Consider the following 24857-nt stretch of genomic DNA (forward strand, 5'->3'; position numbering starts at 1 on the left):
ACGCGTCAGCGCCGATGATAGTGCGGGTTCCCGTGTGAAAGTAGGTCATCGTCAGGCTCTTACAGCCCTAGACAAGCCCCAACCTAACGGTTGGGGCTTTTCTTTTTGGGGAAATGGAATTGCGATTGGAATGAAATGCACCTGCGGCATCTTCATGACCATCCATCCAGCTATCTCGTGGTGCATCGCTCTGTGGGCCCGTGCGCGCTCAAGGCTGCTCTCAACAGCCGACCACCTGCATGACGGCCCCGTGTACTCCGGAAAAGCGCGACTCACCGCACCGTCTCCCATCATTGAAACGGTGCCAATGAGATTCGTCACAAGGCGTAGACGGTGCAAAGGTCGGCCGCAACCATTCCGACATGAAGGCTGCCGGCAACGCGGCGGTGCTTGTCGATCTCGGCAGCAGCCAAGGCACGCGGGTGAATGGCCACAAGGTTCGGCGCCAGGGCTCCAGAACCGCGACCTGATCGCGCTAAGCCGTTCAGCTTCGGGTTCTGGCCTATGGCCGCATGGCAGCGGTCGGACCGTGCCGCGACGCTGGGCCTGGCGCCGGGCCCGTCGAAGCCGCCTCAGCCTCAGCCCAGCAAGGCTTGCGCGAACTCGCGGGCGTCGAAGGTCTCGAGGTCTTCCAGTTTTTCGCCCACACCGATGAAGTACACCGGGATCGGCCGCTCGCGCGCGATCGCGCACAGCACGCCACCCTTGGCGGTACCGTCGAGCTTGGTCACGATCAGTCCGGTCAGGCCCAGTATCTCGTCGAAGGCGCGGACCTGCGCCAGCGCGTTCTGGCCGGTGTTGCCGTCGATCACGAGCAGCACCTCGTGCGGCGCCGTGGCATCCGCCTTGGTGACCACGCGCTTGATCTTCTTGAGCTCGTCCATCAGGTGAAGTTGCGTCGGCAGGCGACCGGCCGTGTCGACCAGAACCACGTCCTTGCCGCGTGCCTTGCCGGCGTTCACCGCGTCGAAGCTCACGGCCGACGGATCGCCACCCTCGTTGCTCACGATCTCGACCGTGTTGCGGTCGGCCCAGACCAGCAACTGCTCGCGCGCAGCCGCACGGAAAGTGTCGGCTGCCGCCAGCAGCACCGACGCACCCTCGTTCGCCAGGTGCTTGGTGAGCTTGCCGATGGAGGTGGTCTTGCCCGCGCCGTTCACGCCGGCAACCATGATCACGGTCGGCGTGTAGCGGCCGATGACCAGCGGCTTTTCCAGCGGACGCAGCAGATCGGCGATGGCTTCGCCCAGCAGGCGGCGCACCTGCTGCGCATCGGTCGCCATCTGGCGTTTGACGCGACCGCGCAGGTCCTCGAGCAGGAATTCCGTGGCCTTGACGCCGGTGTCTGCCATCAGCAGTGCGGCTTCGAGCTCTTCGTAGAGCGCCTCGTCGATCTGTGCGTTGACGAACACCGCCTGGATGCCGGTGCCGGTCTTGCGCAGACCGGCCTTGAGCTTGTCGAGCCAGCCCGTGCGTGACGGTGCCGGTGGCGCGGCCACAGGGGCAGGAGACGGTGCCGGCGCAACGGCGGACGCTGCGACGGGTGCGGGAGCGGGTGCCGGGGTCGGAGCAGGTGCAAGGGCCGGGGCAAGTGCAGGTGCAGGTGCAGGGACTGGTACGGGCGCTGGCGCAAGGAAGGCCGGCGCCGCAACCGCCGGCACCGCGACAGGCACAGCAACGGGGACCGGCGCGGCCGGTGGTGGCACGGCCACGGGTGCAGGGATACTGACCTGCGGTGGCGGTGGCGGTGGCGGTGGCGGTGGCGGTGGCGGTGGCGGTGGCGGTGGCGGTGGCACCGGTGCATCGCTCTTGAACCACGTCGACGGCGAGAACACCGATTTCGCCGGTGGCGGCGGCACGGGTGCGATAGTGGCGGGCGCAGGCGCGGACGGCACGTCGACCGGTTGCGCGGGGGGCGGAACGGCCTCGGCCGGTTTTTTCTTGAAGAAACTGAACATCAGATGGTTTTTACAATCCGACCCATTCTATGAAACACCTCTCGCCACGTCGCACAGCGTCTGGTGCGGTGCTGGTCCTGGCGCTCGCTGCGCTGGGCACCCTGCCCGTTCTGGCCCAGCCATCCGCCCTGCCGTCTTCCGATGCCGCGACACCCGCCGCACTCGCGAACCAGGCGCAGACCTTCACCCTTGCCAATGGCTTGACGCTGATCGTCCAGCCCGATCGCCGCGCCCCCACCGCGGTCCACATGCTGTGGGTCCGCGTCGGTTCGATGGACGAGGTCGACGGCACGTCCGGTGTGGCACATGCGCTCGAACACATGATGTTCAAGGGCAGCAAGCTGATCGAACCGGGTGAATTCTCGCGCCAGGTGGCCGCACTGGGCGGGCAGGAGAACGCCTTCACCTCACGCGATTCCACCGGCTACTACCAGCAGATCCCCACGGAGAAGCTGGAGCAGGTGATGAAGCTCGAGGCCGATCGGTTCGCCAACAACCAGTGGGCCGACATCGAATTTCAGCGCGAGATCGAGGTCGTCAAGGAAGAGCGTCGCATGCGCACCGAAGACCAGCCGCGTGCGCTGCTGGGCGAGCAGCAGAATGCCGCGGTTTTCGTCGCCTCGCCGTACCGGCGCCCGGTGGTCGGCTGGATGAGCGACCTCGATGCGATGACGCCCGAGGACGTGCGCGCCTTCCACCGCGCGTGGTACGTGCCGTCCAACGCGGTCGTCGTGGTGGCTGGTGATGTCGACGTCGCACGCGTGCGTGCGCTGGCCGAGAAGTACTACGGCCGCATCCCCGTGCGCGCACTGCCTGCGCGCAAGCCCCGCACCGAGCCCGAGCAGCGCGGCATCCGACGCTTGGACTTCAAGGCGCCGGCCGAGCAGGCCTACGTGTCGCTCGCCTTCCGCGCGCCGCGCCTCGAGAGCCTGGACGGCGACAGCGACGTCTGGCCCCTGGTGGTGCTCTCGGCGCTGCTCGACGGCTATCCCGGCGCACGCCTGGACCGTGCCCTGACGCAAGGCCCGGACCGCGTGGCCGACAGCGCCAGCTCCTATGCCGGCATCGTCGGCCGTGGTCCGCAGCTGTTCGAGCTCGACGGCGTGCCGGCCGCGGGCAAGACGCCCGAGGCGGTCGAGGCCGCGCTGCGCGCCGAAGTGGCCCGCGTGGCGCGCGACGGCGTGGGCGCGGCCGAACTGGCCCGCGTCAAGACGCAGTGGGTCGCGAGCCAGACCTACAAGCTCGACTCGGTGATGGCGCAGGCGCGTGAACTGGGCAACAACTGGGTGCAAGGCCTGCCGCTGGACGCCAGCGCGCGCATCGTCGCGCGACTGCAGGGCGTCACGGCCGAACAGGTCAAGGCCGTGGCCGGCAAGTATTTCGGCGACGACCAGCTCACCGTCGCCACGCTGCGGCCCCTGCCGCCCGAGAAGAACAGCCGGCCGCGCAACCCCGCCGTGCCCGCAGGCGCTCTGCGCTGAACGAAAGACGCCGCTCCATGCCCAATCTGATGATGATGAAGAAGATCGCCGGCGCCGCCGTGCTCGCGAGCGTCGGCCTGTTGGCCGCGCTCAACGCCCAGGCCGCCATTCCCATCCAGCACTGGACGCTGCCCAACGGCGCCAAGGTCTACCTGGCCGCCACCGATGCGTTGCCGATCGTCGACGTGCAGGTCGACTTCGATGCCGGCAGCCGCCGCGACCCGGCGGCGCAGGCCGGCCTGGCGGCCGCGAGCGCGGGCATGGTCCAGAAGGGCGTGCGTGCCAGCGATGCCGGCCCGGCGCTCGACGAGAACATGCTGGGCGAAGCCTGGGCCGACCTGGGTGCGAACTTCGACGCCGGTGCCGGCGCCGAGCGCACCAGCTTCTCGCTGCGCACGCTGTCCGATCCGGCATTGCTCGACAAGGCGGTGGCGCTCGCCGCGCGCGAGATCGGCGAGCCGTCTTTCCCGGCCGACGTCTGGCAGCGCGAGCGTGAACAGATCGTCGCCGCGCTCAAGGAAGCCAACACCCAGCCCGGCACCGTCACCGCACGCGCGTTCGCCCAGGCGCTGTACGGCACGCATCCCTATGGCCAGGACACCACCGAAGCCACGCTCGCCACCATCGACGTGGACATGATGCGCACGCGCCAGGCACAGCTGATCCAGCCCTGCCGCGCCAAGCTCAGCATCGTCGGCGCGGTCACGCGCGCGCAGGCCGACGCGATCGCCACGCGACTGCTGTCGCGCCTGCCCGTGCAGGACGGCGCCTGCGCCGCGCTGCCGCCGGTGCACGACGTCGCCGCGTTGAACGCACCGGCCGAAGAGCGCATTCCCTTCACTTCGGCCCAGGCCCACGTGATGATCGGCCAGCCCGGCTACCTGCGGCGCGACCCCGACCACTTCGCGCTGACCCTCGGCAACTACATCCTGGGCGGCGGCGGCTTCGTGTCGCGCCTGATGAACGAGGTGCGCGAGAAGCGCGGGCTGGTCTACGGCATCTATAGCGGCTTCTCGCCGGGCCTGCATGCGGGCGCTTTCCGCGTCGGCTTCCAGACCCGGCCGGACCAGGCCGACGAGGCCGTCAAGGTGTCGCGCGAAGTGATGGCGAAGTTCGTGGCCGAAGGCCCGACCGAGGCGGAGCTCAAGGCGGCCAAGGACAACCTGATCGGCGGCTTCCCGCTGCTGCTCGACAGCAACCGCAAGCTGCTAGGCAACGTGGCCAACATCGCCTGGAACGATTTGCCGCTCGACTACCTCGACACCTGGACCGCGCGCATGAACGCCGTGACCGTGGCCGACATCAAGGCCGCGTTCGCGCGCAAGCTGCAGCCGCAGCGCATGGTGACGGTGGTCGTGGGCGCCAAGCCCTGAAACGCGCGGCGCGCTGAACACGCGCCGCGGGCGATTCAGTCCAGCGCGTGCGGCCCGCTGCGCGCCGCCTGGAAGACCGCCTCGGCCAGCCGCTTGAGCAAGGGCGGCGCACCGCGCGCCTGCTGCCAGTAGAGCGGCACGGCCAGCGGCGTGTCAGGCACCAGCTCCACCAGCGTCCCCTGGCTCAGTGCCTGGGCGATCAGGCTGCGTGGGTGCATGCCCCAACCCATGTCCGCGCACGCGGCCTCCGCGAAGGCCTGGGGCGAGGGCAGCCAGTGGCGCGGTGCCTCGATCCCACGTGGGCAGATGCGCCGCATCCAGCGCGACTGCAGCCGGTCCTTGCGGTCGAACACCAGGCTGGGCGCGCGGGCCAGCGAGCGGGCATCGACACCGTCGGCGAAGTGCCTCTGCACGAAGGCCGGGCTGGCGGCCGCCACATAGCGCATCGACCCCAGCGCGCCGCTGTTGCAGCCGGTCACGGGCTTGGCCATGGCCGTCACCGCAGCGAGCACATCGCCGCTGCGCAGGCGCTCGGCCGTGTGGTCCTGGTCGTCGACGCCGACATCGAGCAGCGTGGGCGTCGCCTTTGCGAAGGCCGCCGCCGCGGGCACGAACCAGGTGGCCAGGCTGTCGGCATTCACGGCGATGCGCAGCGTCATGCGCTCCGCCGCCGTGGCGGTGGGCGTTACGGGCAGCACCGCCCCCAATTCGTGCTCGAGCATCCGCACGTGTTCGGCATGACGGCAGAAATGGCGGCCGGCCTCGGTCGCGGTGCAGGGCGTGCCGCGCACCACCAGCGCGATGCCCAGTCGTTCCTCGAGCGCCTTCAGGCGTTGCGAGACCGCGGAGGGCGTGACGTTGAGCGTGCGCGCCGCGCGTTCGAAACTGCCCTCGCGGACCACTGCGGCGAGGGCGTGCAAGGCGGCGTAGTCGAGCATGATATTAAGTTTCCCTAATCCAAGTGAAGGAATCTTAGTTTGCCTTCACGCGGAGCCACCCGGACACTCAGGATCCATGTCTTCCTCTGCCGTCTCCGCCCTCCCGCATGGCTTCGCCATGAGCCTCGTTCTGATCGTCGCCATCGGCGCGCAGAACGCCTTCGTGCTGCGCCAGGGCCTGCGCCGCGAACATGTGGCGGCGGTGGTGATGTTCTGCGCGTTGGGCGACGCGCTGCTGGTCGCGATCGGTGTGCTGGGCATGGCGCAGCTGCTGCAGGGGCGCCCCGGCCTGGCCGCGGCGATGGCCTTCGCGGGCGCGGCCTTTCTCGGGGCCTATGGCGTGCGCAGCCTGTGGCGCGCGCGCCAGCCGCAGGCCGCCATGGTCGGCGCGGGCCGCGGCGATGCCTCGCGCCGCGCGGTGCTGACGCAGGCCGCGGCCTTCACGCTGCTGAATCCGCACGTCTACCTCGACACCGTGCTGTTCGTGGGCGGCACCGGTGCGCAGTACGCAGGCCTGGCACGCGCATGCTTCGTGGCCGGTGCGGCGCTCGCGAGCGCGCTGTGGTTCACCGCGCTGGGCTTCGGTGCGCGGCTGCTGGCGCCCTGGTTCGAGCGACCGCGGGCCTGGCAATGGGTCGATGCATCGATCGGTTGCACCATGCTGCTGCTCGCGTTGCTGCTGATTCGGCACGGGTTGGCGGCAGGCTGAGCGCGCGGGGCCCGGCTGCCGTTAAGCTCGCCGCATGAAGAAGAAGGTTTCCCCAGCGACATCCGCGACCCCCAAGGTCCCCAAACACGACAAGCGTCCGCACGAAGTCCGCATCATCGGCGGCCAGTGGAAGCGCACACGCCTGGCCGTGGCCGACAAGCCCGGCCTGCGGCCCACACCCGACCGGGTGCGCGAAACGCTGTTCAACTGGCTCGCGAGCCTGGCCGGTGTCGGCGGCGGCGCGCTGCCGGGCTGGCACTGCCTCGATGCCTTCGCCGGCACCGGCGCACTGGGCCTCGAAGCCGCTTCGCGCGGGGCGACGTCGGTGCTGCTGTGCGAGCAGGATGCGGAACTGGTCGTCCAGTTGCAGAAGTCGAAGGCCAAGCTCTCGGCCGACGCGGTGCGCATCGAGCGCGGTCACGGCGTGACCGCACTGGAACGCGCGCCCGCCGGCAGCCTGGATCTGGTGCTGCTCGACCCGCCCTTCGAGAGCCCCGCGCTCTACGAACCGGCGCTGCGTGCGGCCGCGCGCGCGCTGCGGCCCGGCGGCGTGGTCTACCTCGAGGCGGCGCGCCAGTGGCTCGACGAGGAGCTGGCGGCTTTCGGCCTCGCAGGCTATCGCCATCTCAAAGCCGGGGCGGTGCACGCGCACCTGCTCCAGGCGGTCGAAGCGTCGACTGCATAATCCGCCGATTCATGCGGCAATGGCTGCACAAGGAGTTCGCACGATGTCCAGCGTGATCGCGGTCTACCCCGGCACATTCGACCCCATGACGCTCGGCCACGAAGACGTGGTACGGCGTGCCACCCAGCTGTTCTCGCACGTCATCGTGGCGGTGGCGGCGGGTCACCACAAGAAGACGCTCTTCTCGCTGCAGGAACGCATCGAGATGGCGCAGGAGGCGGTGGCGCCCTACAGCGACCAGGTCAAGGTCGAGAGCTTCGCCGGGCTGTTGCGCGACTTCGTCGTGGCGCGCGGCGGCAAGGCCATGGTGCGCGGCCTGCGCGCCGTGACCGACTTCGACTACGAGTTCCAGCTGGCCGGCATGAACCGCTCGCTGATGCCCGATGTCGAGACCGTCTTTCTGACGCCCAGCGACAAGTACCAGTTCATCTCCAGCACCTTCGTGCGCGAGATCGCGATGCTGGGCGGCGAGGTCGACAAGTTCGTCTCGCCCTTCGTGCAGGACAAGCTGGTCGCCAAGGTCCGCGCTCTCGGCGGGGAATGATCCCACCGCGGCTTCATCCCCTGGGCGACGCCGCGCTGCTGTGCGAGCTGCCGGCACCGGCCACGCTGGCGCAGCAGCAGCAGATCTGGGCCCTGGCGCGCGAGGCGATGCGGTGGCCGGCGGTGCACGAGGTGCTGCCCGGCATGAACAACCTCACGCTGCTGTTCGACCCGCTGCAGGTCGACGCGGCCGAACTCGAGATCCAGGTGCTGGCCGCCTGGCCGCAGCTCGACGCCGCGGCCGTCGAGGGCCGCACCCTCGAGATCCCCGTGGCCTACGGCGGTGAACACGGTCCGGACCTGGGCGACGTCGCGGCCCACACCGGCCTCACGCCCGCCGAGGTGGTGCGCCGCCACAGCGCCGGCGAGTACGTGGTCTACCTGCTGGGATTCCTGCCCGGCTTCGCCTTCATGGGCGGCCTGCCGCCCGAACTCGCGACGCCGCGCCGTGCCGAACCGCGCGTGGCGGTGCCGGCGCGCTCGGTCGGTATCGGCGGCGCGCAGACCGGCATCTACCCGCTGGTGTCGCCCGGCGGCTGGCAACTGATCGGCCGCACCTCGCTGGCCCTGTTCGATCCGTCCGCCGAGGAGCCGACGCTGCTGCGCGCGGGCGACCGCGTGCGCTTCGTCGTCGAGAGCGTGCAGCTTCCATGATCTTCGTCGTCAAGCCCGGCATGCTGGCCTCGGTCCAGGACCTGGGGCGTTACGGGCATCGCGAGCGCGGCATCTGTCCGGGGGGCGCGCTCGATGCGCTCGGGCTCACGCTGGCGAACCGGCTGGTCGGCAATGCCGACGGCGCGGCGGGCCTGGAGCTCACGCTGGGCGCCTGCGAATTCCGTTTCGAGGAAGACACCCGAATCGCGCTTGCCGGCGACGATTTCGACGCCCGGCTCGACGGCCTGCCGCTGCGGCCCAACTGGAGCACGCCGGTGGCGGCGGGCCAGCGTCTGGAGCTGGGCGGCGCCAATGCCGCGGCCGGCAAGAAGGGCGTGCGCAGCTGGCTGGCCGTGGCCGGCGGCATCGACGTGGCGCCGGTGCTGGGTTCGCGCAGCACCGACCTCAAGGCCGGCTTCGGTGGCCACCTGGGCCGCGCGCTGAAGAAGGGCGACCGGCTGCCGCTGGGGCCGAGCCCGCTCGACGCGGCGCAACGCGCACGGCGCGCCTTCGGCGTGCGCGCACCCGCATGGGCGCTCGAAGGCCAGGCCGACCCCGGCGACGCCATCGCGCTGCGCGTGATGCCCGGTCCCGAGTGCGAGCTGTTCACGGCCGCGTCGATCGCGGCGCTGTGGCGCGAGCCCTGGCGCCTCACGCCGCAGAGCAACCGCATGGGCAGCCGGCTCGAAGGGCCGGTGCTCGCCCGCCAGCGCACCGGCGACATGCTGTCCTCGGGCGTGGTGCCCGGCACCGTGCAGGTGCCGCCCTCGGGCCAACCGATCATCCTCATGGGCGATGCCCAGACCACCGGCGGCTACCCGCGCATCGGCGTGGTGATCCGGGCCGACCTCTGGAAGCTCGCACAGGCGCCGCTCGGTGGCATGCTGCGGCTGGTCAAGACCGACGCAGCCGAGGCGATCCAGGCCTGGGCCGCGCAGCAGCGCTACCTGGCGCAGGTGGCGCAAGGCCTGGCGGCCAGCGGCTGGCCGGTCGCCGCGTCGGCCGCGGTGCCGCGCCAGACTCCCGACTGAAGCGCGGGCCCATCGGCCTCGGCGCAGAATCGTTTCCAAGGAGCATCCCATGCAGATCGATTTGAATGCCGACCTCGGCGAAGGCGCCGGCAGCGACGAAGAACTTCTGAAGCTCGTGAGCTCGGCCAACATCGCCTGCGGCTGGCACGCGGGCGACGCGCTGACCATGCGCCGGTGCGTGCGCTGGGCCATCGACAACAAGGTGGCGATCGGCGCGCACCCGAGCTTCCCCGACCGCGCCAACTTCGGCCGCACGGCCATGCACCTGCCGCCCGAGGAGATCGTGGCTGGCGTGCTCTACCAGATCGGCGCGCTGGCCGCGATCGTGAAGGCCGAGGGTGGCACGCTGTCGCACGTCAAGGCGCACGGCGCGCTTTACAACCAGGCGGTCAAGGAGCCCGCGCTCGCCGAGGCGCTGTGCGACGCGGTGCGGCACTTCGATCCGACCCTGCGCTTCTTCGGCCTGGCCGGCAGCGGCATGATCCAGGCGGCCGAGCGTGCCGGCCTCAAGCCGGTGGAAGAGGTCTTCGCCGACCGCGGCTACATGCCCGACGGCAGCCTGGTCCCGCGCGGCCAGCCCGGCGCGCTGATCGAGGACGAGGCGCAGTCGCTGGCCCAGACCCTGTCGCTGGTGCGCGACCACCAGGTCACGGCCATCGACGGCAGCCTGGTCGCGGTCAACGCCCAGAGCGTGTGCCTGCATGGCGACGGCGCGCATGCGCTGGCCTTCGCGCGGCGCATCCGCGGCGCCCTCGAGCGCGAAGGCATCGCAGTCATGGCCTGCACCTGATCCGCACGACGCTGGGGCTTGCGGGCCCGAAGCGTGACGGATGACCTTGATGACGCCGCGCCCAGCGGCTAAAAGTGCGTCACAAGAATCGACAGGGAGTTGTCAGAATGGAATTGCGAGATCTCGCATTGAGCGTGCGCGAGTTGCCGGAACAGCGCTATGGCTGGGTGATCCTCCAGGGCACGGGCGAAAAGAAGATGTTCGCCCACTACGCGGTGCTGAGCAGCGCCGAACGCGACTACGACAGCTATGGCGGCGCGCTGCTGGCCGGTTTCGTGGCCTTGCGTGCGCTGGGAGGGCGTGACGGTCCGCGCGGCGTCGCTGCAGCCGTCGGCTGAGCACGCGAGACGAACCGCGCCGATCAGGCGTCCACGCTCCAGCGCCGCAGCCAATGGACCAGTGCCGCGTTGACCTGCGCCGGCTGCTCCATCGTGAGCATGTGGCCCGCCTGCGTGATCCACTGCAGCTCGGCCTGCGGCACCAGCGCCGCGATCTCGCTGCTGCATTCGGGCGGCGTGAGCTTGTCGCCGTCGCCGCACAGCACCAGCACCGGGCAGCGCACGGCCGGCAGATGGCGTCGTGCATCGGGCCGCTGCATGGCGGCGCGGTTCTGGCGCACCAGCTGCGTCACGCCGGCGTCGAGCACCATCTCCACGTAGCGGCGCACCAGCGCCCGGTCGGCCACCTGCGCGGGATGCAGCGCGAAGTTGGCGTTGAGCTCGATCAGCTCGCGCGCCTCGCCGCGCTCGAACATCTCGATCGCCGACTCGCGAAGCTGGAACATCTCCGGCGTTTCCGGCCGTGCGCTGGTGCCCAGCAATGCGAGGCCGACGATGCGTTCGGGCGCCTGCTGCGCGGCGGCCATCGCGATCATGCCGCCCAGCGAGGCGCCGCAGAGAATCAGTGGCCCCTCGTTCTCGGCCAGCACGGCCGCGGCCATCTGCTCGATGCGTTCGTGCCGGGTGTGCACATCGCTCACGCGGGCATCGAAGGCGTGGGGGAGGGCAGGGCGCTGGGCCTGCCAGAGGCGCTCGTCGCAGGCGAGGCCGGGCAAGAGGACTAGACGGGGCATCGCGCCATTGTCGGCGAAGCCGCGCTGCCACATGGCCTGCATGCGATGCGGAGACAATAGACCGCAGCCATGACCCTATCCACACCGACCTCCACCCCCACCGACTTCATCCTGATCCGCCACGGCGAGACCGACTGGAACCGCGAGCTGCGCTTCCAGGGCCACATCGACATCCCGCTCAACGACACCGGCCACGAGCAGGCGCGGCGGCTCGGCCTGCGGCTGGCCGGCGAGACGGTCGACCTGTTCTTCTGCAGCGACCTGCTGCGCGCCCAGCAGACCGCAGCGCCCGCCGCGCAGCAGCTGGCGCTCCCGGTCGTGACGCAGGCGGCGCTGCGCGAGCAGCACTTCGGCGTGGTCGAGGGCCTGCGTGCAGAGGACATCCGCGAACTGCATCCGCGCGCCTGGGAGCAATGGCTGGAGTTCCGCGAGGACCACGCCATGCCCGAGGGCGAATCGCCGCTGCAGTTCCATGCACGCATCCTGGGTGCGCTGGGCGCCTTGGCGACCGCGCATGCGGGCCGGCGGCTGCTGGTGGTCACGCATGGCGGCGTGCTCGACATGGTGTGGCGCACCGCGCGCGGCCTGGGCCTCAACGGCCCGCGCCAGAGCGACATCCCCAATGCGGGCATCAACCGCATCCGCATCGCCGATCCGGCGAACCCGGCGCAGATCGAGGTGCTCGACTGGGCCGACACGAAGCACCTGGCCGACCTGCCGGCGCAGCCCAACTACGACCAGCGCCGGCACCTCAAGTCGACCTGATCGCTGGCCGGCCTCAGGCGCGCGCGTGATGCCGCGCGTAGAGGTCGAGCACGATGTCCTTCACGCCTTCGACGTGCGCGGCCACGGCCTGCGCCGCGGCCTCGGCATCGCCGCTCCGGCAGGCCGCCAGGATCAGCCGGTGGTCCTCGTTCGAACTGCGGTTGAAGCCCGCGAGCGAGAGCTGCATGAAGGACATGCGCTGGATGTGGCCCTGCAGCATGGCGAGGATCTGCTTGGACAGCGGCTTGTCGGCCGCGCGGTAGAGCAGGTCGTGGAAGCGGCCGTTGAGTTCGCTGAAGGCCCAGGCATGGCCCGCGTCGTCCATCGCCGCGACCAGCCGCTCGGCCTCGTCGAGGTCGGCCGCGCTCAGCAGGGGCGCGGCGGTGCGCATCAGGTGCGGCTCGACCATCATGCGCAGCTCGAAGGCGTCGCGCAGCTGGTCGAGCGTGAGCGCCTTGACCACCGCGCCGCGGTTCATCAGCAGTTCGACGAAACCGTTGGCCTCGAGCGTGCGCAGCGCCTCGCGCACCGGGATCTTGCTGACGTGGCACAACGCGGCCAGCTCGTCCTGGCGCAGCGCCTGGCCTGGCCCGAACAGGCCGCGCACGATCGCCTCCTGCAGCAGGCGCACGATGGCATCGGTCGACAGCCGGCCGCCGCCGGCCTCGCGGTGCGCGCGCACCAGCGCCTGCAGCGGCGTCTCGACTGCGGCGGTCACTTCAGGCGGACGCGGGCTGACGACTGCCATGGCCTTCGTGGATCTTGTCGCGCACGAAGCCGCAGATCTCGTTGAACAGCGGTTCTTCCTGCATCTCGGCGCGGCGTGGCCGGGCGAAGGGCACCCGGATGTCGGCCACGATGCGCGAAGGCCGCGCGTTCATCACCAGCACGCGGTCCGACAGGAACACGGCCTCGCGGATGCTGTGGGTGATGAATACCGCGGTCTTGTGCACCTGGTCCCAGAGCTGCGCGAGCGCGAGGTTCATGTCGTCGCGCGTGATCGCGTCGAGCGCCGAGAAGGGCTCGTCCATCATCAGCAGCTGCGGGTCGTTGATCAGCCCGCGGCAGATCGCCACGCGCTGGCGCATGCCGCCCGAGAGCTCGGACGGCCGCTTGTCGCGGAAGGCCCAGAGGTCGGTCAGGCGCAGCAGCCGCTCGGCCTCGGCCAGGTAGTCGGCCACCGGACGCTTCTGCGTGCGGATCGGGAACAGCACGTTGTCGAACACCGTCTTCCAGGGCAGCAGCGTGGCGTCCTGGAACACGTAGCCGAAGTCGCGGCGCGGTGCGGTGATGGGGCTGCCGGCCACGCGGATGCGCCCGGCGCTCGGGGTCTCGAGTCCGCCGATCATCGACATCAGCGTGCTCTTGCCGCAGCCGCTCGGGCCGACCAGGCTCACGAAGTCGCCCTCGTCGATGTCGAAGTCGGCGCGTTCTACCGCATGCACTTCGCCGTTGCGGGTGTCGTAGGTCTTGCGCGCGCCCTGCACCGAGAGGTAGCTGGCGTCGCGGTCGGCGGCGATGGAGGTGGCCTGCAGCCAGGAGGGGGAGGAAGTCATCGTCGTCATTCGCCGAACACCTTCTGGGTCCAACGCTCGAGCAGCGCCACCGCGCCGTAGAACAGCAGGCCGAAGCCGCACAGCACCACGATGGCCGCGAGGATCAGCGCCGTATCGGCCTGGGCGGAAGCGAAAAGAATGAGGTAGCCGAGGCCGGCCTGCGAGGTGATGAACTCGCCCACGATCACGCCGATGATGGCGAAGGTGGTCGCGATCTTCATGCCGCTGAACACATAGGGCAGCGCGTGCGGCAGCCGCACTGAGCAGAACACCTGCCAGCTCGATGCGGTGAGCGCGCGGCACAGCCGCAGCAGCGACTTGTCGACGTTGTCCAGGCCGGCCAATGCGGCGATCACCACCGGGAAGAAGCTGATGAAGACCGAGAAGGTCAGGCGCGACTGGAAGCCGATGCCCAGCCAGACGATGAACAACGGCGCCAGCGCGATCTTGGGGATCAGCTGGAACAGCACCACGTTCGGGTAGAGCATGCTGCGCATCAGGCCCGAGGCGCTCAGTAGCGCGGCCAGCGCCACGCCCAGCACCGAGGCGATGGCGAAGCCCGCCACGCTTTCCCACACCGTGGGCCAGGCGTGCTGCATCAGCATCGGGAAGGTCTCGATCAGGCGCGCGCCGATCGCGCTCGGCGTGGGCAGCAGCACCTCGCGGATCTCGAAGAAGCGCACCGCGGCTTCCCACAGCGCGAGGGTGCCGAGGGCGAACAGCAGCGGCAGGCCGATGCGGTGGAAGGCGCTGTCCTGCGCCGAAGCGCTCACGTCCCCAGCATGGCGTTGTAAGGCGCCACATTCTTGCGGATCGCGTCCCACTCGGACGTGCTGAGCTTGATCTTGCCGACGAAGCGGTTGGTCGCCAGGTCTTCGGGGCGCAGCGGCTTGGCGTCGGCCGTGAGCGCGCCGGCCTTGGCGGCGAGCGCGATCATGCCGGCCAGCGTCGGGATGCTGCTGTAGCCCATGCCGTTCTGGATCGCCTCGGGCGCGACCATGGTGGCCTGCGCCAGGCCCTGCGCGATGGCGGCGTTCTCCTTGCCGCCCTTGGCCATGGCGATCTCGGGCTGTGCCTTGTAGAGGATGTCCAGCGAAGCCTGCGGATTCTTCAGCGTGTAGACCGCCGACTCCAGGATCGCGTCGACCATGGCCTGGCACAGGCCCGGATCGCCGTCGATGGTCTCGCGCCGCGCGATGATCTGCGAGGCATAGAGCTGCACGCCGGCCTTGGCCCAGGGGATGAAGCGGGTCTTCACGCCCAGCGAGTCCAGCACCGGGATGCTTGAGGAGCCGATCGCGGTGATCGCATCGACCTGTTTTTCCATCAGCGCGCGCTCGATCAGGCGGGCGTCCAGCTGCTGGCGCGTGACCTTGCTCAGGTCGATGCCGGTCTTGGCCGCATAGGCGCTCCAGTAGGGCGATTCGGCCGAGGTGGCGACCGTGCCCACGCGCTTGCCTTCGAAGTCCTTGGGGCCGCGGATCGGCGAATCGGCCAGCACCAGGTTGCCCATCAGCGCGTCGTAGCCGACCGTGGCCAGCGCCTGCAGCGGCAGGCCGCGCGCGATGTTGACCAGCGTGCCGCCGAAGAACACCACGCCGAAGTCGAACTGCTTGTTGGCCACGGCCTGGGCCGCGGCTACCGAGCCGTTGCCGCGCGAGACGGTCAGGTCGATGCCGCGCTTCTTGAAGTAGCCCAGTTCCTTGCCGACCAGCGGCCAGTAGTTGGAGCCGTTCACCACCCAGGGCAGGGTGATGCTCATGGCCCGGGTCTGGGCGAAGGCCGGCGCGGCCAGCAGGCTGGCGGCCGAGGCGGCGCCCGCGGCCTGGAGCAGGCGGCGACGCGACAGGGAGGCAGAAGGCATCGAAGGGGAGGGGGACGTGGGGATCGAGGGCATGAAGACTCCAGAAGGGCTCGGCCACCGAGCGATGTTGCTGCGGCGCACCAAAAATGTATACGAAACGAGATACGCCCCGGGGCGCGCACCGAGGCAAGCAGGTTGCGTACCACCTGCGACGGCTCGGGGCGGTGAAGAACCGGCTTAGCTGCGCTCGACCCAGCCGTCCGGTACAGCCTGCAGCAGCGGGCTGTCGAACACGCCCACCAGGCGCGCTGCGCGCTCGGCGCCCAGCGTCTGCTGCCAGCGCCGGCCCTGCAGCATGGCCACGCCGCAGGCCAGCACTTCGGCATCGAGCGACTCGATCAGCCGCCAGGGCGCCTTCAGCGTGCTGCCGCTGCTGACCGCGTCGTCGACCAGCACCACGCGCTTGCCGCGCACCAGCGGCAACAGGTTCGGGTCGAGGTAGACGCGCTTGCCCGCCGTGGGCGTGGTGATCGACTGCACCTCGCTCGACAGCGCTTCGTCGTACCAGAACTTGCGCGAGTAGCCCATGGGCACGTAGCGCGCGTGGCCCAGATGGCGGGCCACGATGGGCGCGAAGGTCAGGCCCAGCGTCGGGATGCCGATCACGACATCCGGCTGCAGCGGCGCGAGCTTCTTGGCCAGCATCCGGCCCAGCGTCTCGATCACCTCGAGCGAGGCCTGGTTGCAGATCAGCGAGGCCACGGCCTGGGTCGGGTCGGCTGCCAACTGGCGGATCGGCAGCATCAGCACGCGGCCGTCGGGCAGGCGCGCCGGGTAGCCGTGCTGCCATGGGGCCTCGGGCCGGGCGAGCGTGCCAGCGTCGAGGAGCTGTTGCCAGTAGCCGGTGGTGGCTTCGGTGAAATGCGGGGTCATGGGAACGGTGAATGAAAGGCCGAGGGTGGCGCGCGCCGAAAGGCGGGACCCGACTTATAGCTGCTTTGCGGGCCGGATCATGCCGCCATCGGCAGCCGGAGCCCGGCATACACCTGCGCCAGTTGCCGGCGCAGGCGCAGCGACTCGGGCTGGCCGTTGACCTGCGGCTGCAGCAGGCCCTGGGCGATGGTCAGCGAACGTTCGCTGCCCTCGCGCATGAGGGCAGCGAGCCAGGCCTGCTCGAACAGGTCGCGCTGGGCGTGGCTGCCGCCGATCTCGATCAACCGCGGCAGCGCCAGGCCCAGGCCCTCGATGGCGCCGGCCATGTCGCCCCGCGCGTGCGCCAACAGGCCGCGTGCGGCCGGCACGCAGACGCGCTCCCACGTGTTGCGGGTGGCGGGCGGTGCCGTGGGCGCGAAGGCCTCGATGCCGCGCAGCAGCGCGTCGGCCTCGGGCCGTTCCGCGCGCGCCAGGCCGTAGAGGTACTGCAGGTCGAGGAAGGGCAGCACATGGTCGTCGAGCCGACCCATGAGGCGGTCGGCCACGTCGTGCCAGCGCGGGCCGACGTCGATGCCGGCCAGCTCGAAGCGCGCCAGCAGCGAGACCGCGCCGATCTGGTCCTGCGTGTAGTCCTTGACCACGCCCCAGACCTGGGTGTCGTACACCGCCAGCGCCTCGGCGTCGCGCCCCAGGTCGATCAGGAACAGCGCCACGTGCCACCAGTTGTGCGTGACCATGAAGGAGTTGAGGCCGGTCCAGCTGTCGCTCACGCCGCGCATGAAGTCCAGGCCCTCGGCGAGCCGGCCTTCGGTCAGCATCACGTGGCCCAGCGCATGGTGGGCCCAGGGTTCCTTGCGGCACATCGCGATGGCCCGGCGCGCGCTCGCCTCGGCCTCGCGCATCCGGTGGCATTGCTCGTGGCCGAAGGCCAGCATGCCGTGCAGGTAAGGCACGTCGCCCGCCGCCGGCAGTGCCGCCAGCGCGAGCCGCAGCATGCCCGGGCAGTCGCCGAGGTTGAAGCAGTGGTACTGGCCCAGCTTGAGCGACACCAGGTCGCGCGGATGTTCGCGTGCCTGTTCCTCGTGCAGCGCGATGGCGCGCGCGATGTCGCCGTCGACCCAGGCGGCCACGGCCGCGATGAAGCGCTGTTCACGGGCGGTGGCGCGCGCGGCGCCGGCCTGCGCGCGGTCGAGGAAGGGGCGCGCGTTCGGCCCCGCATCGCGCGACTCGGCGAACATGTGCAGCGCGGCGCAGTACGCTTGCACCAGCGGGCTGCTGTCGCGGGCCGCGGCCAGCACGTTGGCGGCGCGTGCCTCGCAGGCGATGAAGCCGCCGACGAAATCGTCGAGCGACCCGAGGCTGGCGGGATCGTCCAGCGTGACGGGATTGCCGAGGCTGTCGGCCAGGAGACGGGGCGCTGCACTCACGGAAGAAGTCCTCGAAGGTGGGGGCTTCCGCATCGTGCCACGGTCCGGTTGTCGCTACACGCCGGCCTGCTGGTGGCGGTGCTCCTGGGTCCGTCCGCCGTAGCCGTACGCAGCGGCCCGGGCGTCGATCACGTGCACATACGACACCTCGTGCAGTTCGGGCATCAGTGCGGCCATCGCCGCATGCACCTCGCGCAGATAGCGCGCCTTCTCGGCCTTGGTGTTGGTCTCGTCGGTGATGCTGATGTCGAGCTGGAAGGCGCTGCGACCGAGCGAGGCCAGGGTTTGGCCGCCGATGAACCACTGGTCGGCGGCGATGTGCTGCACCGCGACGGCGATCACGGGCAGCTTCTTGCCCAGCACCGATTGCGTCAGGCGCACCACGGCATCGACGGCCTCGCGGGTGCGTGCGGCCTCGGGTTCGCCGGAAAGATGAAGAACGATGTGGGGCATGGAAACTCCTTGCGTCAGCGGGTAGGGATGTCGCGATTCTTCATCGATCTGTCCCATCGGAAAAGCGGGAAGATATGATGAGTGTCATCGGAATAACGGATGGAAGAAATGGCCGGATTCGACATCGCGCAGCTCCGGACCTTCGTGGCCGTGGCGGAGGCCGGCAGCCTCACGGCCGCCGCACCGCGCGTGTTTCTCTCCCAGTCGTCGGTGAGCGAGCAGATCCGCAAGCTCGAGGAGCGCGCCGGGCGTTCACTGTTCACCCGCAGCAAGGCAGGCGTCGCCGTGACCGAAGCCGGTGCGCGCCTGCTGGGCCATGCACGCGAGATCCTCGCGCTCAGTGAGGCGGCCTACCGCGAGCTGCGCGACGAGCAGCTGCAGGGCGAGTTGCGCCTTGCCGTCACCGACTATTTCCGGCCGGCCGAACTGGCGGGCTTGCTGGCGCGGCTCGGCGAGCGCTACCCACAGGTACGCCTGCATGTGAGTGTGGTGAAGAGCGGGGAGGTCGAAGCCGGCCACGCGCGCGGCGACTTCGACGTCGGCGTGGCCATGCGCATCGCCGATACCGGCAGCCTCGCACGCGCTCTCGTGCTGCGCCGCGAGGCGCTGCTCTGGATGGGCGCGCGCGGGCTGTCATGGCACAAGGGCATGCCGCTGCGCCTGCTGGCCCTGCCCGACACCTGTGCGCTGCACCAGTTCACCGCCAAGCTGTTGCGTCAGCGGCATGTGCCGTACGAGGTGGCGCATCTCGCCTCGGGCGTCGCGGGCCTGCAATCGGCGCTGGCGGCAGGCCTGGGCGTGGCGTGCCTCAACGAATCGGCGCTGTGCGACGGTGTGGTGCCGCTGCGCCAGGCCGGGCTGCCGGCGCTGCCGCGGGTCGCTTTCCATGTGCTGCCGCCCCGCCGGGGCGAGAGCGACTTCGTGGCGCGGGCCCGCGAACTGCTGGTGGCGCAGTTCGCCTGAGCCCCCGCATCGGCGCGTCAGTCGGTCGGCGGCTGCGGCCAGGCCTTCTGGGCGCCGCGGATCTGCTCGAAGGCGCGCGAGACCTGCAGCACGCCCAGGTCGTCGAAGCGCTTGCCCGCGATCTGCAGGCCGATCGGCAGGCCGGCGGCCGAGTAGCCGCAGTTGACCGAGGCGGCCGGTTGCTCCGACATGTTGTAGGGCACGGTGAAGCCGATGTGTTCCAGCGGACGCAAGGGGTCGTTGGTGGGCGACGGGTCTTCGGCCGGCGCCGGCATGTTGGGCGACACCGGCGAGATCACGTAGTCGAAGCGCGCGCAGGCGTCCACCGTGGTCACGCGCGTCGCATGGAACTGGCTGAAGGCGCGGAACACGTGGTCGCCGCTGAAGTCCGAGGCGCTCTCGGCCCAGGCGCGGATGTAGGGCAGCACCTTGGCGCGCTGCGCGCCCGGCAGCGCGTTGAGGTCGACGAAGGAACGCATGCGCCACAGGTGGTCCATGCCGTCGAGCATGGCCTGCGACATGAAGGGCTGCATCGGCTCGACGGTGGCCCCCGCGCGCTCGAACAGCCGCGCGGCCTCGTTCACCGCGGCCAGGATCTCGGGGTCGACCGGCAGGCCGCAGCCGGCCTCGAGCAGCAGGCCGATGCGCAGTCCGCGCAGGTGGCCCGGGTCGACGTCGAAAGCCGACCAGGCGATGTCCTGCGCGGGCAGGCTCATGCTGTCGCGCGCGTCGGGCTTCGACAGCGCCTGCATCATCAGCGCGGCGTCGGCCACGGTGCGGGTCATCGGTCCGGCGGCGCGGCCCATGTAGGGCGGGTCGATCGGGACCCGGCCCAGGCTGGGCTTGAGCGTGAAGATGCCGCACCAGCCCGCGGGCAGACGCAGCGAGCCGCCGATGTCGGTGCCGATGTGCAGCGGGCCGTAGCCCGCGGCTGCCGCCGCGCCCGCGCCGGCGCTGGAGCCGCCGGGTGTCTTGCGCAGGTCCCAGGGATTGCGCGCGAGCGTGTGGAAGCTCGAGAGCCCGGAGGACAGCATGCCGTAGTCGGGCATCGTCGTCTTGCTCACGATCACCACGCCGGCTTCCTTGAGCCGGGCCGCGGGCGGCGCATCGGCCGCGGCCGGGCGCAGCGTGACGGCCGCGGTGCCGGCCGGCAGCGGGTCGCCCTTGGTCGCGATGTTTTCCTTGACCGTGGTCGGCACGCCGTCGAGCGGGCCCCGCGATTCGCCGCTGCGCCAGCGCGCCTCGGAGGCGCGCGCCTGCTCGAGTGCGGCGTCGGGGCGCAGCAGCCAGGTCGCGCCCAGGTGCGGCTCCCAGCGCGCCACATGGTCGAGCACCGACTGCGTCACCTCGACCGGCGACAGGCTGCCGTCACGGTAGGCCGCGCCCAGTTCGGCGGCACTCAGGTCGTGCAGCGGCCGAGTCATTACCAAGAGAGGGCGGACAGGTCGTTGGCGAAGATCGGCAGTTCCTTCCACAGGCCCTTGACGTTCTTCTTGGCGATGGTCGGGAACTGCGGCTGGAACAGGAAGCCGTTGGCCGCATCGGCCGCGAGCATCTTCTGTGCGTCGCCCAGCAGCTTGTTGCGCTCGGTCACGTTGCCGGTGGTCTTGATCTTGTCGAACAGCGCGACGAAGGGCTTCGACTGGTAGCCCCAGTAGTAGTCCGACTTGGCGTAGTTGCCCAGGTCGAAGGGCTCGACGTGCGAGACGATCGACAGGTCGTAGTTCTTGCTGCCGTAGGTGCCGCTGAGCCATTGCGCCCATTCGACGTTCTGCACCTTGACCACGATGCCGATCTTGGCCAACTGGGCCACCACCATCTCGCCGCCCTGGCGCGCGTAGGGCGGTGGCGGCAGCGTCATCGTGAGTTCGAGCGGCGTCTTCACGCCGGCTTCGGCCAGCAGCTTCTTGGCCTTCTCGATGTCGAAGGGGTTCGCGCCCGTGGTGTCGACGTAGCCGGGCGCGCCGGGCACGTAGTGGCTGCCGATGGGCGTGCCGAAGCCGTCGGCCGCGCCTTCGATGATGGCCTTGCGGTCGAGCGCGGCCAGGATGGCGCGGCGTACGCGCACGTCGTCGAGCGGCTTCTTGGCGTTGTTGATCGCCAGGATGGTCTTGGCGCGCGAGCCGGCCAGGATGGTCTGGAACTGCGGGTTGTTCTTGAACTGCGCCACGATGCGCGTGGCCGCGCGCGGGAACACGTCGACGTCGCCGGCCAGCAGCGACGCGGCCTGCGCGGCCGGGTCGGAGATGAAGCGGAAGGTGATCTTGTTGAGCTTGGCCTGCGCCGGGTTGCGGAAGCCGTCCCACTTGCTGAGCACCAGCGAGGCGCCCTTGTTGTAGGTGTCGAGCTTGTAGGGGCCGGTGCCGATCGGCTTGGCGGCGTTGGTGTCGGCGCTCTTGGGCTCCACGATGATGGACGTGGCCTGGCCCAGCACGAAGGGAAAGTCGGGATCGATTTCCTTGTTGAGCAGCACCACCGTGTGTTCGTCGATCACCTGCACGCCGATGTTGGCGAAGGTGCGCTTGTCCTTGTTGGTGCTCTTCTCGTTGCCCGCGCGCTCGAAGGCGAACTTCACGGTCTGCGCGTTGAAGGGCTCGCCGTTCTGGAACTTCACGCCCTTGCGCAGCCGGAAGGTGTAGGTCTTCAGGTCGGGCGAGATGTCCCAGCTCTCGGCCAGCAGCGGCGTCACGCTGCCGTCGGGGTTGATCTTGGTCAGCGTCTCGAAGATGTTGTAGAGCACCACCTCCGAGATCGACACCGCTGCGCTGGTCGTCGGATCGAGGCCCGTGGGTTCGAGCGTCATGCCCAGCACCATCGCGTCCTTGCGGTTCTGCGCGAGCGCGAAGGTCGGCAGGGCCGAGGCCACCGCGGTCGCGGCGGAAGCGGTGAGGACGGTACGGCGTTTCAACATGGGCAGGCTCCAGGCAAAGACAGAAAGAGGGAAAGTGCAGACCTTATATCAAGCGGGCTGTGCCCGCGCACGCGCCGGGGGCTCGGCGCGCGGCACGGCCGCCAGCAGCGCCTGCGTGTACGGGTGCTCCGCGTGGGCGAACAGCCGCAGCGGTTCGCCGCGTTCGACCACCACGCCGCGGTGCAGCACGCAGACCTCGTCGCACAGGTGGTTGACCACCGCGAGGTCGTGGCTGATCAGCAGGTAGCTGATGCCGAACTGCTGCTGCAGGTCCTGCATGAGGTTGAGCACCTGGGCCTGCACCGACACGTCGAGCGCGCTCACCGGCTCGTCGGCCACGATGAGCTTGGGCCGCGTGATCAGCGCGCGCGCGATCGCGATGCGCTGGCGCTGGCCGCCCGAGAACTCGTGCGGGTACTTGCCCAGGTCGGTGCTGCGCAGGCCGACCGCGGCCAGCGACTCGGCCGCGCGTTCGCGCTGCTCGCTGCGGTTGGTCTCGGCCAAGGCTTCGAGCGGCTCGGCCACGATGCGTGCCACGGTCTGGCGCGGATCGAGCGAGCCGTAGGGGTCCTGAAACACCATCTGCAGGTCGCGCCGCGCGGTGCGGAGTTCCGACCGCGAGAGCTGGTGCAGGTCGCGGCCCAGCAGCTTCACGCTGCCCGAGGTGGGCCGGTCGAGCGCCATCACGAGGCGTGCGATGGTCGACTTGCCCGAGCCCGATTCGCCGACGATGCCCAGGCTGCGCCCGGCCTCGACGCGAAAGCTCACGCCGTTGAGCGCCTGCACCTGCGGCGGCGGCGCGAACAGCGATTCGCGCGGCAGCGCGTAGTGGCGAACGAGGTCGGTGACTTCGAGCAGGGGTGCGGTGGTGCGCGTCGTCATGCGGCGGCCCCCTCGGTGGCCAGCGCTTCGTCGAGCCGCAGGCAGCGCGCCAGGTGGCCGTGCGGCAGCGGCGTGGCGGGCGGGCGCGTCGTGTGGCAGGCGTCGACCGTCAGCCGGCAGCGGCCCGCGAAGGGGCAGCCGGGCGGCAGGTCGACCAGCTCGGGCACGCTGCCGCGGATGGTCGCGAGCCGCGTGCCGCGCGGTGCGCCCAGGGCAGGGCGGGCCGCGAACAAGCCCTGGGTGTAGGGGTGCGCGCGGGCGGCGAAGAGCGTGTCGGTCGGGCCGCTCTCGACGATGCTGCCGCCGTACATCACCGCCACCTTCGAGACGCTCTGCGCGATCACGCCGAGGTCGTGCGAGATCAGGATCAGCGCCATGCCGCGCTCGGCCACCAGGCTCTGGATCAGGTCGAGGATCTGCTTCTGGATCGTCACGTCCAGCGCGGTGGTCGGCTCGTCGGCGATCAGCAGGTCGGGGCCGCAGGCCAGCGCCATCGCGATGCCGATGCGCTGGCGCTGGCCGCCGGAGAACTGGTGCGGATAGGCGTCGAGCCGCGAGGCCGGGTCGGGGATGCCCACGCGCTCGAGCAATGCCAGCACCTCGGCGCGCGCCGCGGCGCCGGTGAGCCCGCGGTGCAGCCGCAGCGGCTCGCCGATCTGACGCACGATGGTGTGCACCGGGTTCAGCGCCGTCATCGGTTCCTGGAAGATCATGCCGATGCGGTTGCCGCGGATCTGGCACATCGCCTTCTCGCTCCGGCCCACGAGTTCGGTGCCGTCGAACCGGATGCTCCCTGTGACCTTGGCGCTCGCGGGCAGCAGGCCCATGAGCGACATCACGGTGATCGACTTGCCGCAGCCCGATTCGCCCACGATGCCCAGCGTCTCGCCGCGCTCGAGCGTGAAATCGATGCCGCGCACGGCCTCGGCCGGGCCGCGCTGCGTCTGCAGGCCGATGTGGAGGTCTTTGACTTCGAGGAGGGCCATGGTCAGCGTGCTCTCGCCAGCCGCGGGTCGAGCAGATCGCGCAATCCGTCGCCCAGCAGATTGAGGCCGAGCACCGCGAGCGCGATGGCCATGCCGGGGAACACCGCCAGCAGCGGTGCCTGGAACATCAGGGTCTGGGCTTCGGCGAGCATGCGGCCCCACGAGGGCTGCGGCGGTTGCGTGCCCAGGCCCAGGTACGACAGCGCGGCCTCGGCCAGGATCGCGATCGCGAAGCGGATCGTGATCTGCACGATCAGCACGGCCGAGATGTTGGGCAGCACGTGCTGCAGCGTGATCGAGAAGCCGCCCTTGCCGCAGGCGCGTGCCGCCGCGATGTACTCGCGCGACCAGATCGCGTTGGCCGAGGCGCGCGTGATGCGCGCGAAGGTCGGGATGTTGTAGATGCCGATCGCGACGATCGCGTTGACGATGCCCGGGCCGAACACGGCCGTCATCATGATGGCCGAGAGGATCGCGGGGAAGGCCAGCGAGAAGTCGCTGAATCGCATGATGGCCTCTTCGACCCAGCCGCGCCGCGCGGCCGCGAGCAGGCCCAGCGCCGTGCCCACGATCAGGCCGATGCCGACGGCGATCAGGCCGACCAGGATCGAGGCGCGTGCGCCCACCAGCAGCAGCGAGGCCACGTCGCGGCCGAAGGGGTCGGTGCCCAGCCAGTGCGACAGGCTCGGCCCCTGCAGCTTGCTGGCCATGTCCATCTCGTAGGGCGACCAGGGTGTCCAGACCAGCGACACGGTGGCGGCCAGCAGCAGCAGCAGGGTGAGCACTGCGCCGATGACGAAGCTGCGGTGGTGCAGCGCGCGGCGCCAGAAACCGGGCACCTTCATGGCCTTGGGGGCGAGTGCGTTGGGGAGCGCGCTCATAGCGGCCGCCGCCGGGCCGCCCCAAGGCGGGCCGCGCCTCCCCCTTGGGGGGCGGAGTTACA

The 24857-nt window shown here is 70.1% G+C and carries 26 protein-coding genes and 1 pseudogene; 12 read left to right on the forward strand and 15 right to left on the reverse strand.

Features of this window, described 5'->3' with window-relative positions:
* Positions 1-338 precede the first annotated feature (338 nt).
* Positions 339-470, forward strand: a pseudogene (locus tag ACSFBC_RS24630) (FHA domain-containing protein); the annotation flags it as partial.
* A 108-nt stretch (positions 471-578) separates the two neighbouring features.
* Here ACSFBC_RS24630 and ftsY read toward each other — a convergent pair.
* Complete coding sequence (gene ftsY / locus ACSFBC_RS24635; protein ID WP_435512968.1) at positions 579-1958, reverse strand: signal recognition particle-docking protein FtsY; 1380 nt, start codon at positions 1956-1958, stop codon at positions 579-581.
* Positions 1959-1987: 29 nt separating this feature from the next.
* On the opposite strand from ftsY, the gene ACSFBC_RS24640 reads away from it, so the two are divergent.
* Together ACSFBC_RS24640 and ACSFBC_RS24645 are read left to right on the forward strand one after the other, a co-directional pair.
* Complete coding sequence (locus ACSFBC_RS24640) at positions 1988-3439, forward strand: M16 family metallopeptidase (RefSeq protein WP_435512969.1); 1452 nt, start codon at positions 1988-1990, stop codon at positions 3437-3439.
* A gap of 17 nt (positions 3440-3456) precedes the next feature.
* Positions 3457-4812: a M16 family metallopeptidase gene (locus ACSFBC_RS24645; RefSeq protein ID WP_435512970.1), complete on the forward strand. Its 1356-nt coding sequence runs from the start codon at positions 3457-3459 to the stop codon at positions 4810-4812.
* A gap of 35 nt (positions 4813-4847) precedes the next feature.
* On the opposite strand, the gene ACSFBC_RS24650 is transcribed toward ACSFBC_RS24645, so the two are convergent.
* The gene (locus tag ACSFBC_RS24650; protein WP_435512971.1) at positions 4848-5750 is read right to left on the reverse strand and encodes a LysR family transcriptional regulator ArgP; all 903 of its coding nucleotides are present in this window, start codon (positions 5748-5750) and stop codon (positions 4848-4850) included.
* A gap of 118 nt (positions 5751-5868) precedes the next feature.
* Here ACSFBC_RS24650 and ACSFBC_RS24655 point away from each other — a divergent pair, with 118 nt between their 5' ends.
* The 7 genes from ACSFBC_RS24655 to ACSFBC_RS24685 all read left to right on the forward strand — a co-directional run bounded on the left by ACSFBC_RS24655 (position 5869) and on the right by ACSFBC_RS24685 (position 10500).
* Positions 5869-6459 carry a LysE/ArgO family amino acid transporter gene (locus tag ACSFBC_RS24655; protein WP_435512972.1) on the forward strand — a complete coding sequence of 197 codons (591 nt, stop codon included), beginning with the start codon at positions 5869-5871 and terminating at the stop codon, positions 6457-6459.
* Between the two features lie 34 nt (positions 6460-6493).
* The gene (locus ACSFBC_RS24660; RefSeq protein ID WP_435512973.1) at positions 6494-7144 is read left to right on the forward strand and encodes an RsmD family RNA methyltransferase; all 651 of its coding nucleotides are present in this window, start codon (positions 6494-6496) and stop codon (positions 7142-7144) included.
* Positions 7145-7187: 43 nt separating this feature from the next.
* The gene (coaD, locus tag ACSFBC_RS24665; protein WP_435512974.1) at positions 7188-7688 is read left to right on the forward strand and encodes a pantetheine-phosphate adenylyltransferase; all 501 of its coding nucleotides are present in this window, start codon (positions 7188-7190) and stop codon (positions 7686-7688) included.
* A complete protein-coding gene (pxpB, locus tag ACSFBC_RS24670; protein WP_435512975.1) occupies positions 7685-8341 on the forward strand; it encodes a 5-oxoprolinase subunit PxpB in 657 nt (218 codons plus the stop codon). Before coaD ends, pxpB begins: the two co-directional genes overlap by 4 nt.
* Positions 8338-9372 (forward strand): 5-oxoprolinase subunit C family protein, encoded by a 1035-nt coding sequence (locus tag ACSFBC_RS24675; protein WP_435512976.1) that lies wholly within the window; start codon positions 8338-8340, stop codon positions 9370-9372. The genes pxpB and ACSFBC_RS24675 overlap by 4 nt, the downstream gene beginning before the upstream one ends.
* A gap of 49 nt (positions 9373-9421) precedes the next feature.
* On the forward strand, positions 9422-10162 hold the full coding sequence (gene pxpA, locus ACSFBC_RS24680) for a 5-oxoprolinase subunit PxpA (RefSeq protein ID WP_435512977.1): 741 nt from the start codon (positions 9422-9424) through the stop codon (positions 10160-10162).
* A gap of 107 nt (positions 10163-10269) precedes the next feature.
* Positions 10270-10500, forward strand: a complete 231-nt coding sequence (locus ACSFBC_RS24685; protein ID WP_435512978.1) for a hypothetical protein — start codon at positions 10270-10272, stop codon at positions 10498-10500.
* Between the two features lie 23 nt (positions 10501-10523).
* Here the strand turns inward: ACSFBC_RS24685 and ACSFBC_RS24690 are convergent, their stop codons facing one another.
* On the reverse strand, positions 10524-11234 hold the full coding sequence (locus ACSFBC_RS24690) for an alpha/beta fold hydrolase (RefSeq protein WP_435512979.1): 711 nt from the start codon (positions 11232-11234) through the stop codon (positions 10524-10526).
* A 69-nt stretch (positions 11235-11303) separates the two neighbouring features.
* On the opposite strand from ACSFBC_RS24690, the gene ACSFBC_RS24695 reads away from it, so the two are divergent.
* Positions 11304-11999, forward strand: coding sequence for a histidine phosphatase family protein (locus ACSFBC_RS24695; protein WP_435512980.1), 696 nt, complete (start codon positions 11304-11306; stop codon positions 11997-11999).
* A 13-nt stretch (positions 12000-12012) separates the two neighbouring features.
* Here the strand turns inward: ACSFBC_RS24695 and ACSFBC_RS24700 are convergent, their stop codons facing one another.
* The 7 genes from ACSFBC_RS24700 to ACSFBC_RS24730 form a co-directional block, all read right to left on the reverse strand.
* The gene (locus ACSFBC_RS24700; RefSeq protein WP_435512981.1) at positions 12013-12747 is read right to left on the reverse strand and encodes a GntR family transcriptional regulator; all 735 of its coding nucleotides are present in this window, start codon (positions 12745-12747) and stop codon (positions 12013-12015) included.
* Entirely contained in the window at positions 12719-13555 is an 837-nt protein-coding gene (locus tag ACSFBC_RS24705; RefSeq protein ID WP_435512982.1) for an ABC transporter ATP-binding protein, read from the reverse strand. The genes ACSFBC_RS24700 and ACSFBC_RS24705 overlap by 29 nt, the downstream gene beginning before the upstream one ends.
* Before the next feature lie 5 nt (positions 13556-13560).
* Positions 13561-14328 carry an ABC transporter permease gene (locus ACSFBC_RS24710; protein ID WP_435512983.1) on the reverse strand — a complete coding sequence of 256 codons (768 nt, stop codon included), beginning with the start codon at positions 14326-14328 and terminating at the stop codon, positions 13561-13563.
* Positions 14325-15419 carry an ABC transporter substrate-binding protein gene (locus ACSFBC_RS24715; protein WP_435512984.1) on the reverse strand — a complete coding sequence of 365 codons (1095 nt, stop codon included), beginning with the start codon at positions 15417-15419 and terminating at the stop codon, positions 14325-14327. The genes ACSFBC_RS24710 and ACSFBC_RS24715 overlap by 4 nt, the downstream gene beginning before the upstream one ends.
* Before the next feature lie 177 nt (positions 15420-15596).
* A complete protein-coding gene (locus ACSFBC_RS24720) occupies positions 15597-16292 on the reverse strand; it encodes a phosphoribosyltransferase (RefSeq protein ID WP_435512985.1) in 696 nt (231 codons plus the stop codon).
* Between the two features lie 77 nt (positions 16293-16369).
* Positions 16370-17719, reverse strand: a complete 1350-nt coding sequence (locus tag ACSFBC_RS24725) for a tetratricopeptide repeat protein (RefSeq protein WP_435512986.1) — start codon at positions 17717-17719, stop codon at positions 16370-16372.
* Between the two features lie 54 nt (positions 17720-17773).
* Positions 17774-18172: a tautomerase family protein gene (locus ACSFBC_RS24730; RefSeq protein WP_435512987.1), complete on the reverse strand. Its 399-nt coding sequence runs from the start codon at positions 18170-18172 to the stop codon at positions 17774-17776.
* Positions 18173-18280: 108 nt separating this feature from the next.
* On the opposite strand from ACSFBC_RS24730, the gene ACSFBC_RS24735 reads away from it, so the two are divergent.
* Entirely contained in the window at positions 18281-19135 is an 855-nt protein-coding gene (locus ACSFBC_RS24735; protein ID WP_435512988.1) for a LysR family transcriptional regulator, read from the forward strand.
* Positions 19136-19152: 17 nt separating this feature from the next.
* On the opposite strand, the gene ACSFBC_RS24740 is transcribed toward ACSFBC_RS24735, so the two are convergent.
* From ACSFBC_RS24740 to ACSFBC_RS24760, 5 genes are read right to left on the reverse strand one after another with little or no spacing between them, the layout of a single operon-like run.
* On the reverse strand, positions 19153-20559 hold the full coding sequence (locus ACSFBC_RS24740) for an amidase (protein ID WP_435512989.1): 1407 nt from the start codon (positions 20557-20559) through the stop codon (positions 19153-19155).
* Positions 20559-22046, reverse strand: coding sequence for an ABC transporter substrate-binding protein (locus ACSFBC_RS24745; RefSeq protein WP_435512990.1), 1488 nt, complete (start codon positions 22044-22046; stop codon positions 20559-20561). Before ACSFBC_RS24745 ends, ACSFBC_RS24740 begins: the two co-directional genes overlap by 1 nt.
* A gap of 48 nt (positions 22047-22094) precedes the next feature.
* On the reverse strand, positions 22095-22928 hold the full coding sequence (locus tag ACSFBC_RS24750) for an ATP-binding cassette domain-containing protein (RefSeq protein WP_435512991.1): 834 nt from the start codon (positions 22926-22928) through the stop codon (positions 22095-22097).
* Positions 22925-23914 (reverse strand): ABC transporter ATP-binding protein, encoded by a 990-nt coding sequence (locus tag ACSFBC_RS24755; protein ID WP_435512992.1) that lies wholly within the window; start codon positions 23912-23914, stop codon positions 22925-22927. Before ACSFBC_RS24755 ends, ACSFBC_RS24750 begins: the two co-directional genes overlap by 4 nt.
* Positions 23915-23916: 2 nt before the next feature.
* Positions 23917-24795, reverse strand: a complete 879-nt coding sequence (locus ACSFBC_RS24760) for an ABC transporter permease (protein WP_435512993.1) — start codon at positions 24793-24795, stop codon at positions 23917-23919.
* Positions 24796-24857 lie beyond the last annotated feature (62 nt).

This window comes from Variovorax frigidus (genome assembly GCF_051216515.1).
In the GTDB taxonomy this organism is placed as follows: Bacteria; Pseudomonadota; Gammaproteobacteria; order Burkholderiales; family Burkholderiaceae_C; genus Variovorax.

Coding starts and splice junctions, on each gene's coding strand:
- ACSFBC_RS24735 (WP_435512988.1), top strand. CDS start 18,281: ATGGCCGGATTCGACATCGCGCAGCTCCGGACCTTCGTGGCCGTGGCG.
- ACSFBC_RS24740 (WP_435512989.1), bottom strand. CDS start 20,559: ATGACTCGGCCGCTGCACGACCTGAGTGCCGCCGAACTGGGCGCGGCC.
- ACSFBC_RS24715 (WP_435512984.1), bottom strand. CDS start 15,419: ATGCCTTCTGCCTCCCTGTCGCGTCGCCGCCTGCTCCAGGCCGCGGGC.
- ACSFBC_RS24730 (WP_435512987.1), bottom strand. CDS start 18,172: ATGCCCCACATCGTTCTTCATCTTTCCGGCGAACCCGAGGCCGCACGC.
- ACSFBC_RS24750 (WP_435512991.1), bottom strand. CDS start 22,928: ATGACGACGCGCACCACCGCACCCCTGCTCGAAGTCACCGACCTCGTT.
- ACSFBC_RS24675 (WP_435512976.1), top strand. CDS start 8,338: ATGATCTTCGTCGTCAAGCCCGGCATGCTGGCCTCGGTCCAGGACCTG.
- ACSFBC_RS24685 (WP_435512978.1), top strand. CDS start 10,270: ATGGAATTGCGAGATCTCGCATTGAGCGTGCGCGAGTTGCCGGAACAG.
- ACSFBC_RS24690 (WP_435512979.1), bottom strand. CDS start 11,234: ATGCCCCGTCTAGTCCTCTTGCCCGGCCTCGCCTGCGACGAGCGCCTC.
- ACSFBC_RS24760 (WP_435512993.1), bottom strand. CDS start 24,795: ATGAGCGCGCTCCCCAACGCACTCGCCCCCAAGGCCATGAAGGTGCCC.
- ACSFBC_RS24640 (WP_435512969.1), top strand. CDS start 1,988: ATGAAACACCTCTCGCCACGTCGCACAGCGTCTGGTGCGGTGCTGGTC.
- ACSFBC_RS24720 (WP_435512985.1), bottom strand. CDS start 16,292: ATGACCCCGCATTTCACCGAAGCCACCACCGGCTACTGGCAACAGCTC.
- ACSFBC_RS24655 (WP_435512972.1), top strand. CDS start 5,869: ATGAGCCTCGTTCTGATCGTCGCCATCGGCGCGCAGAACGCCTTCGTG.
- ACSFBC_RS24650 (WP_435512971.1), bottom strand. CDS start 5,750: ATGCTCGACTACGCCGCCTTGCACGCCCTCGCCGCAGTGGTCCGCGAG.
- ACSFBC_RS24700 (WP_435512981.1), bottom strand. CDS start 12,747: ATGGCAGTCGTCAGCCCGCGTCCGCCTGAAGTGACCGCCGCAGTCGAG.
- pxpA (WP_435512977.1), top strand. CDS start 9,422: ATGCAGATCGATTTGAATGCCGACCTCGGCGAAGGCGCCGGCAGCGAC.
- ACSFBC_RS24695 (WP_435512980.1), top strand. CDS start 11,304: ATGACCCTATCCACACCGACCTCCACCCCCACCGACTTCATCCTGATC.
- ACSFBC_RS24755 (WP_435512992.1), bottom strand. CDS start 23,914: ATGGCCCTCCTCGAAGTCAAAGACCTCCACATCGGCCTGCAGACGCAG.
- coaD (WP_435512974.1), top strand. CDS start 7,188: ATGTCCAGCGTGATCGCGGTCTACCCCGGCACATTCGACCCCATGACG.
- pxpB (WP_435512975.1), top strand. CDS start 7,685: ATGATCCCACCGCGGCTTCATCCCCTGGGCGACGCCGCGCTGCTGTGC.
- ftsY (WP_435512968.1), bottom strand. CDS start 1,958: ATGTTCAGTTTCTTCAAGAAAAAACCGGCCGAGGCCGTTCCGCCCCCC.
- ACSFBC_RS24660 (WP_435512973.1), top strand. CDS start 6,494: ATGAAGAAGAAGGTTTCCCCAGCGACATCCGCGACCCCCAAGGTCCCC.
- ACSFBC_RS24645 (WP_435512970.1), top strand. CDS start 3,457: ATGCCCAATCTGATGATGATGAAGAAGATCGCCGGCGCCGCCGTGCTC.
- ACSFBC_RS24705 (WP_435512982.1), bottom strand. CDS start 13,555: ATGACTTCCTCCCCCTCCTGGCTGCAGGCCACCTCCATCGCCGCCGAC.
- ACSFBC_RS24745 (WP_435512990.1), bottom strand. CDS start 22,046: ATGTTGAAACGCCGTACCGTCCTCACCGCTTCCGCCGCGACCGCGGTG.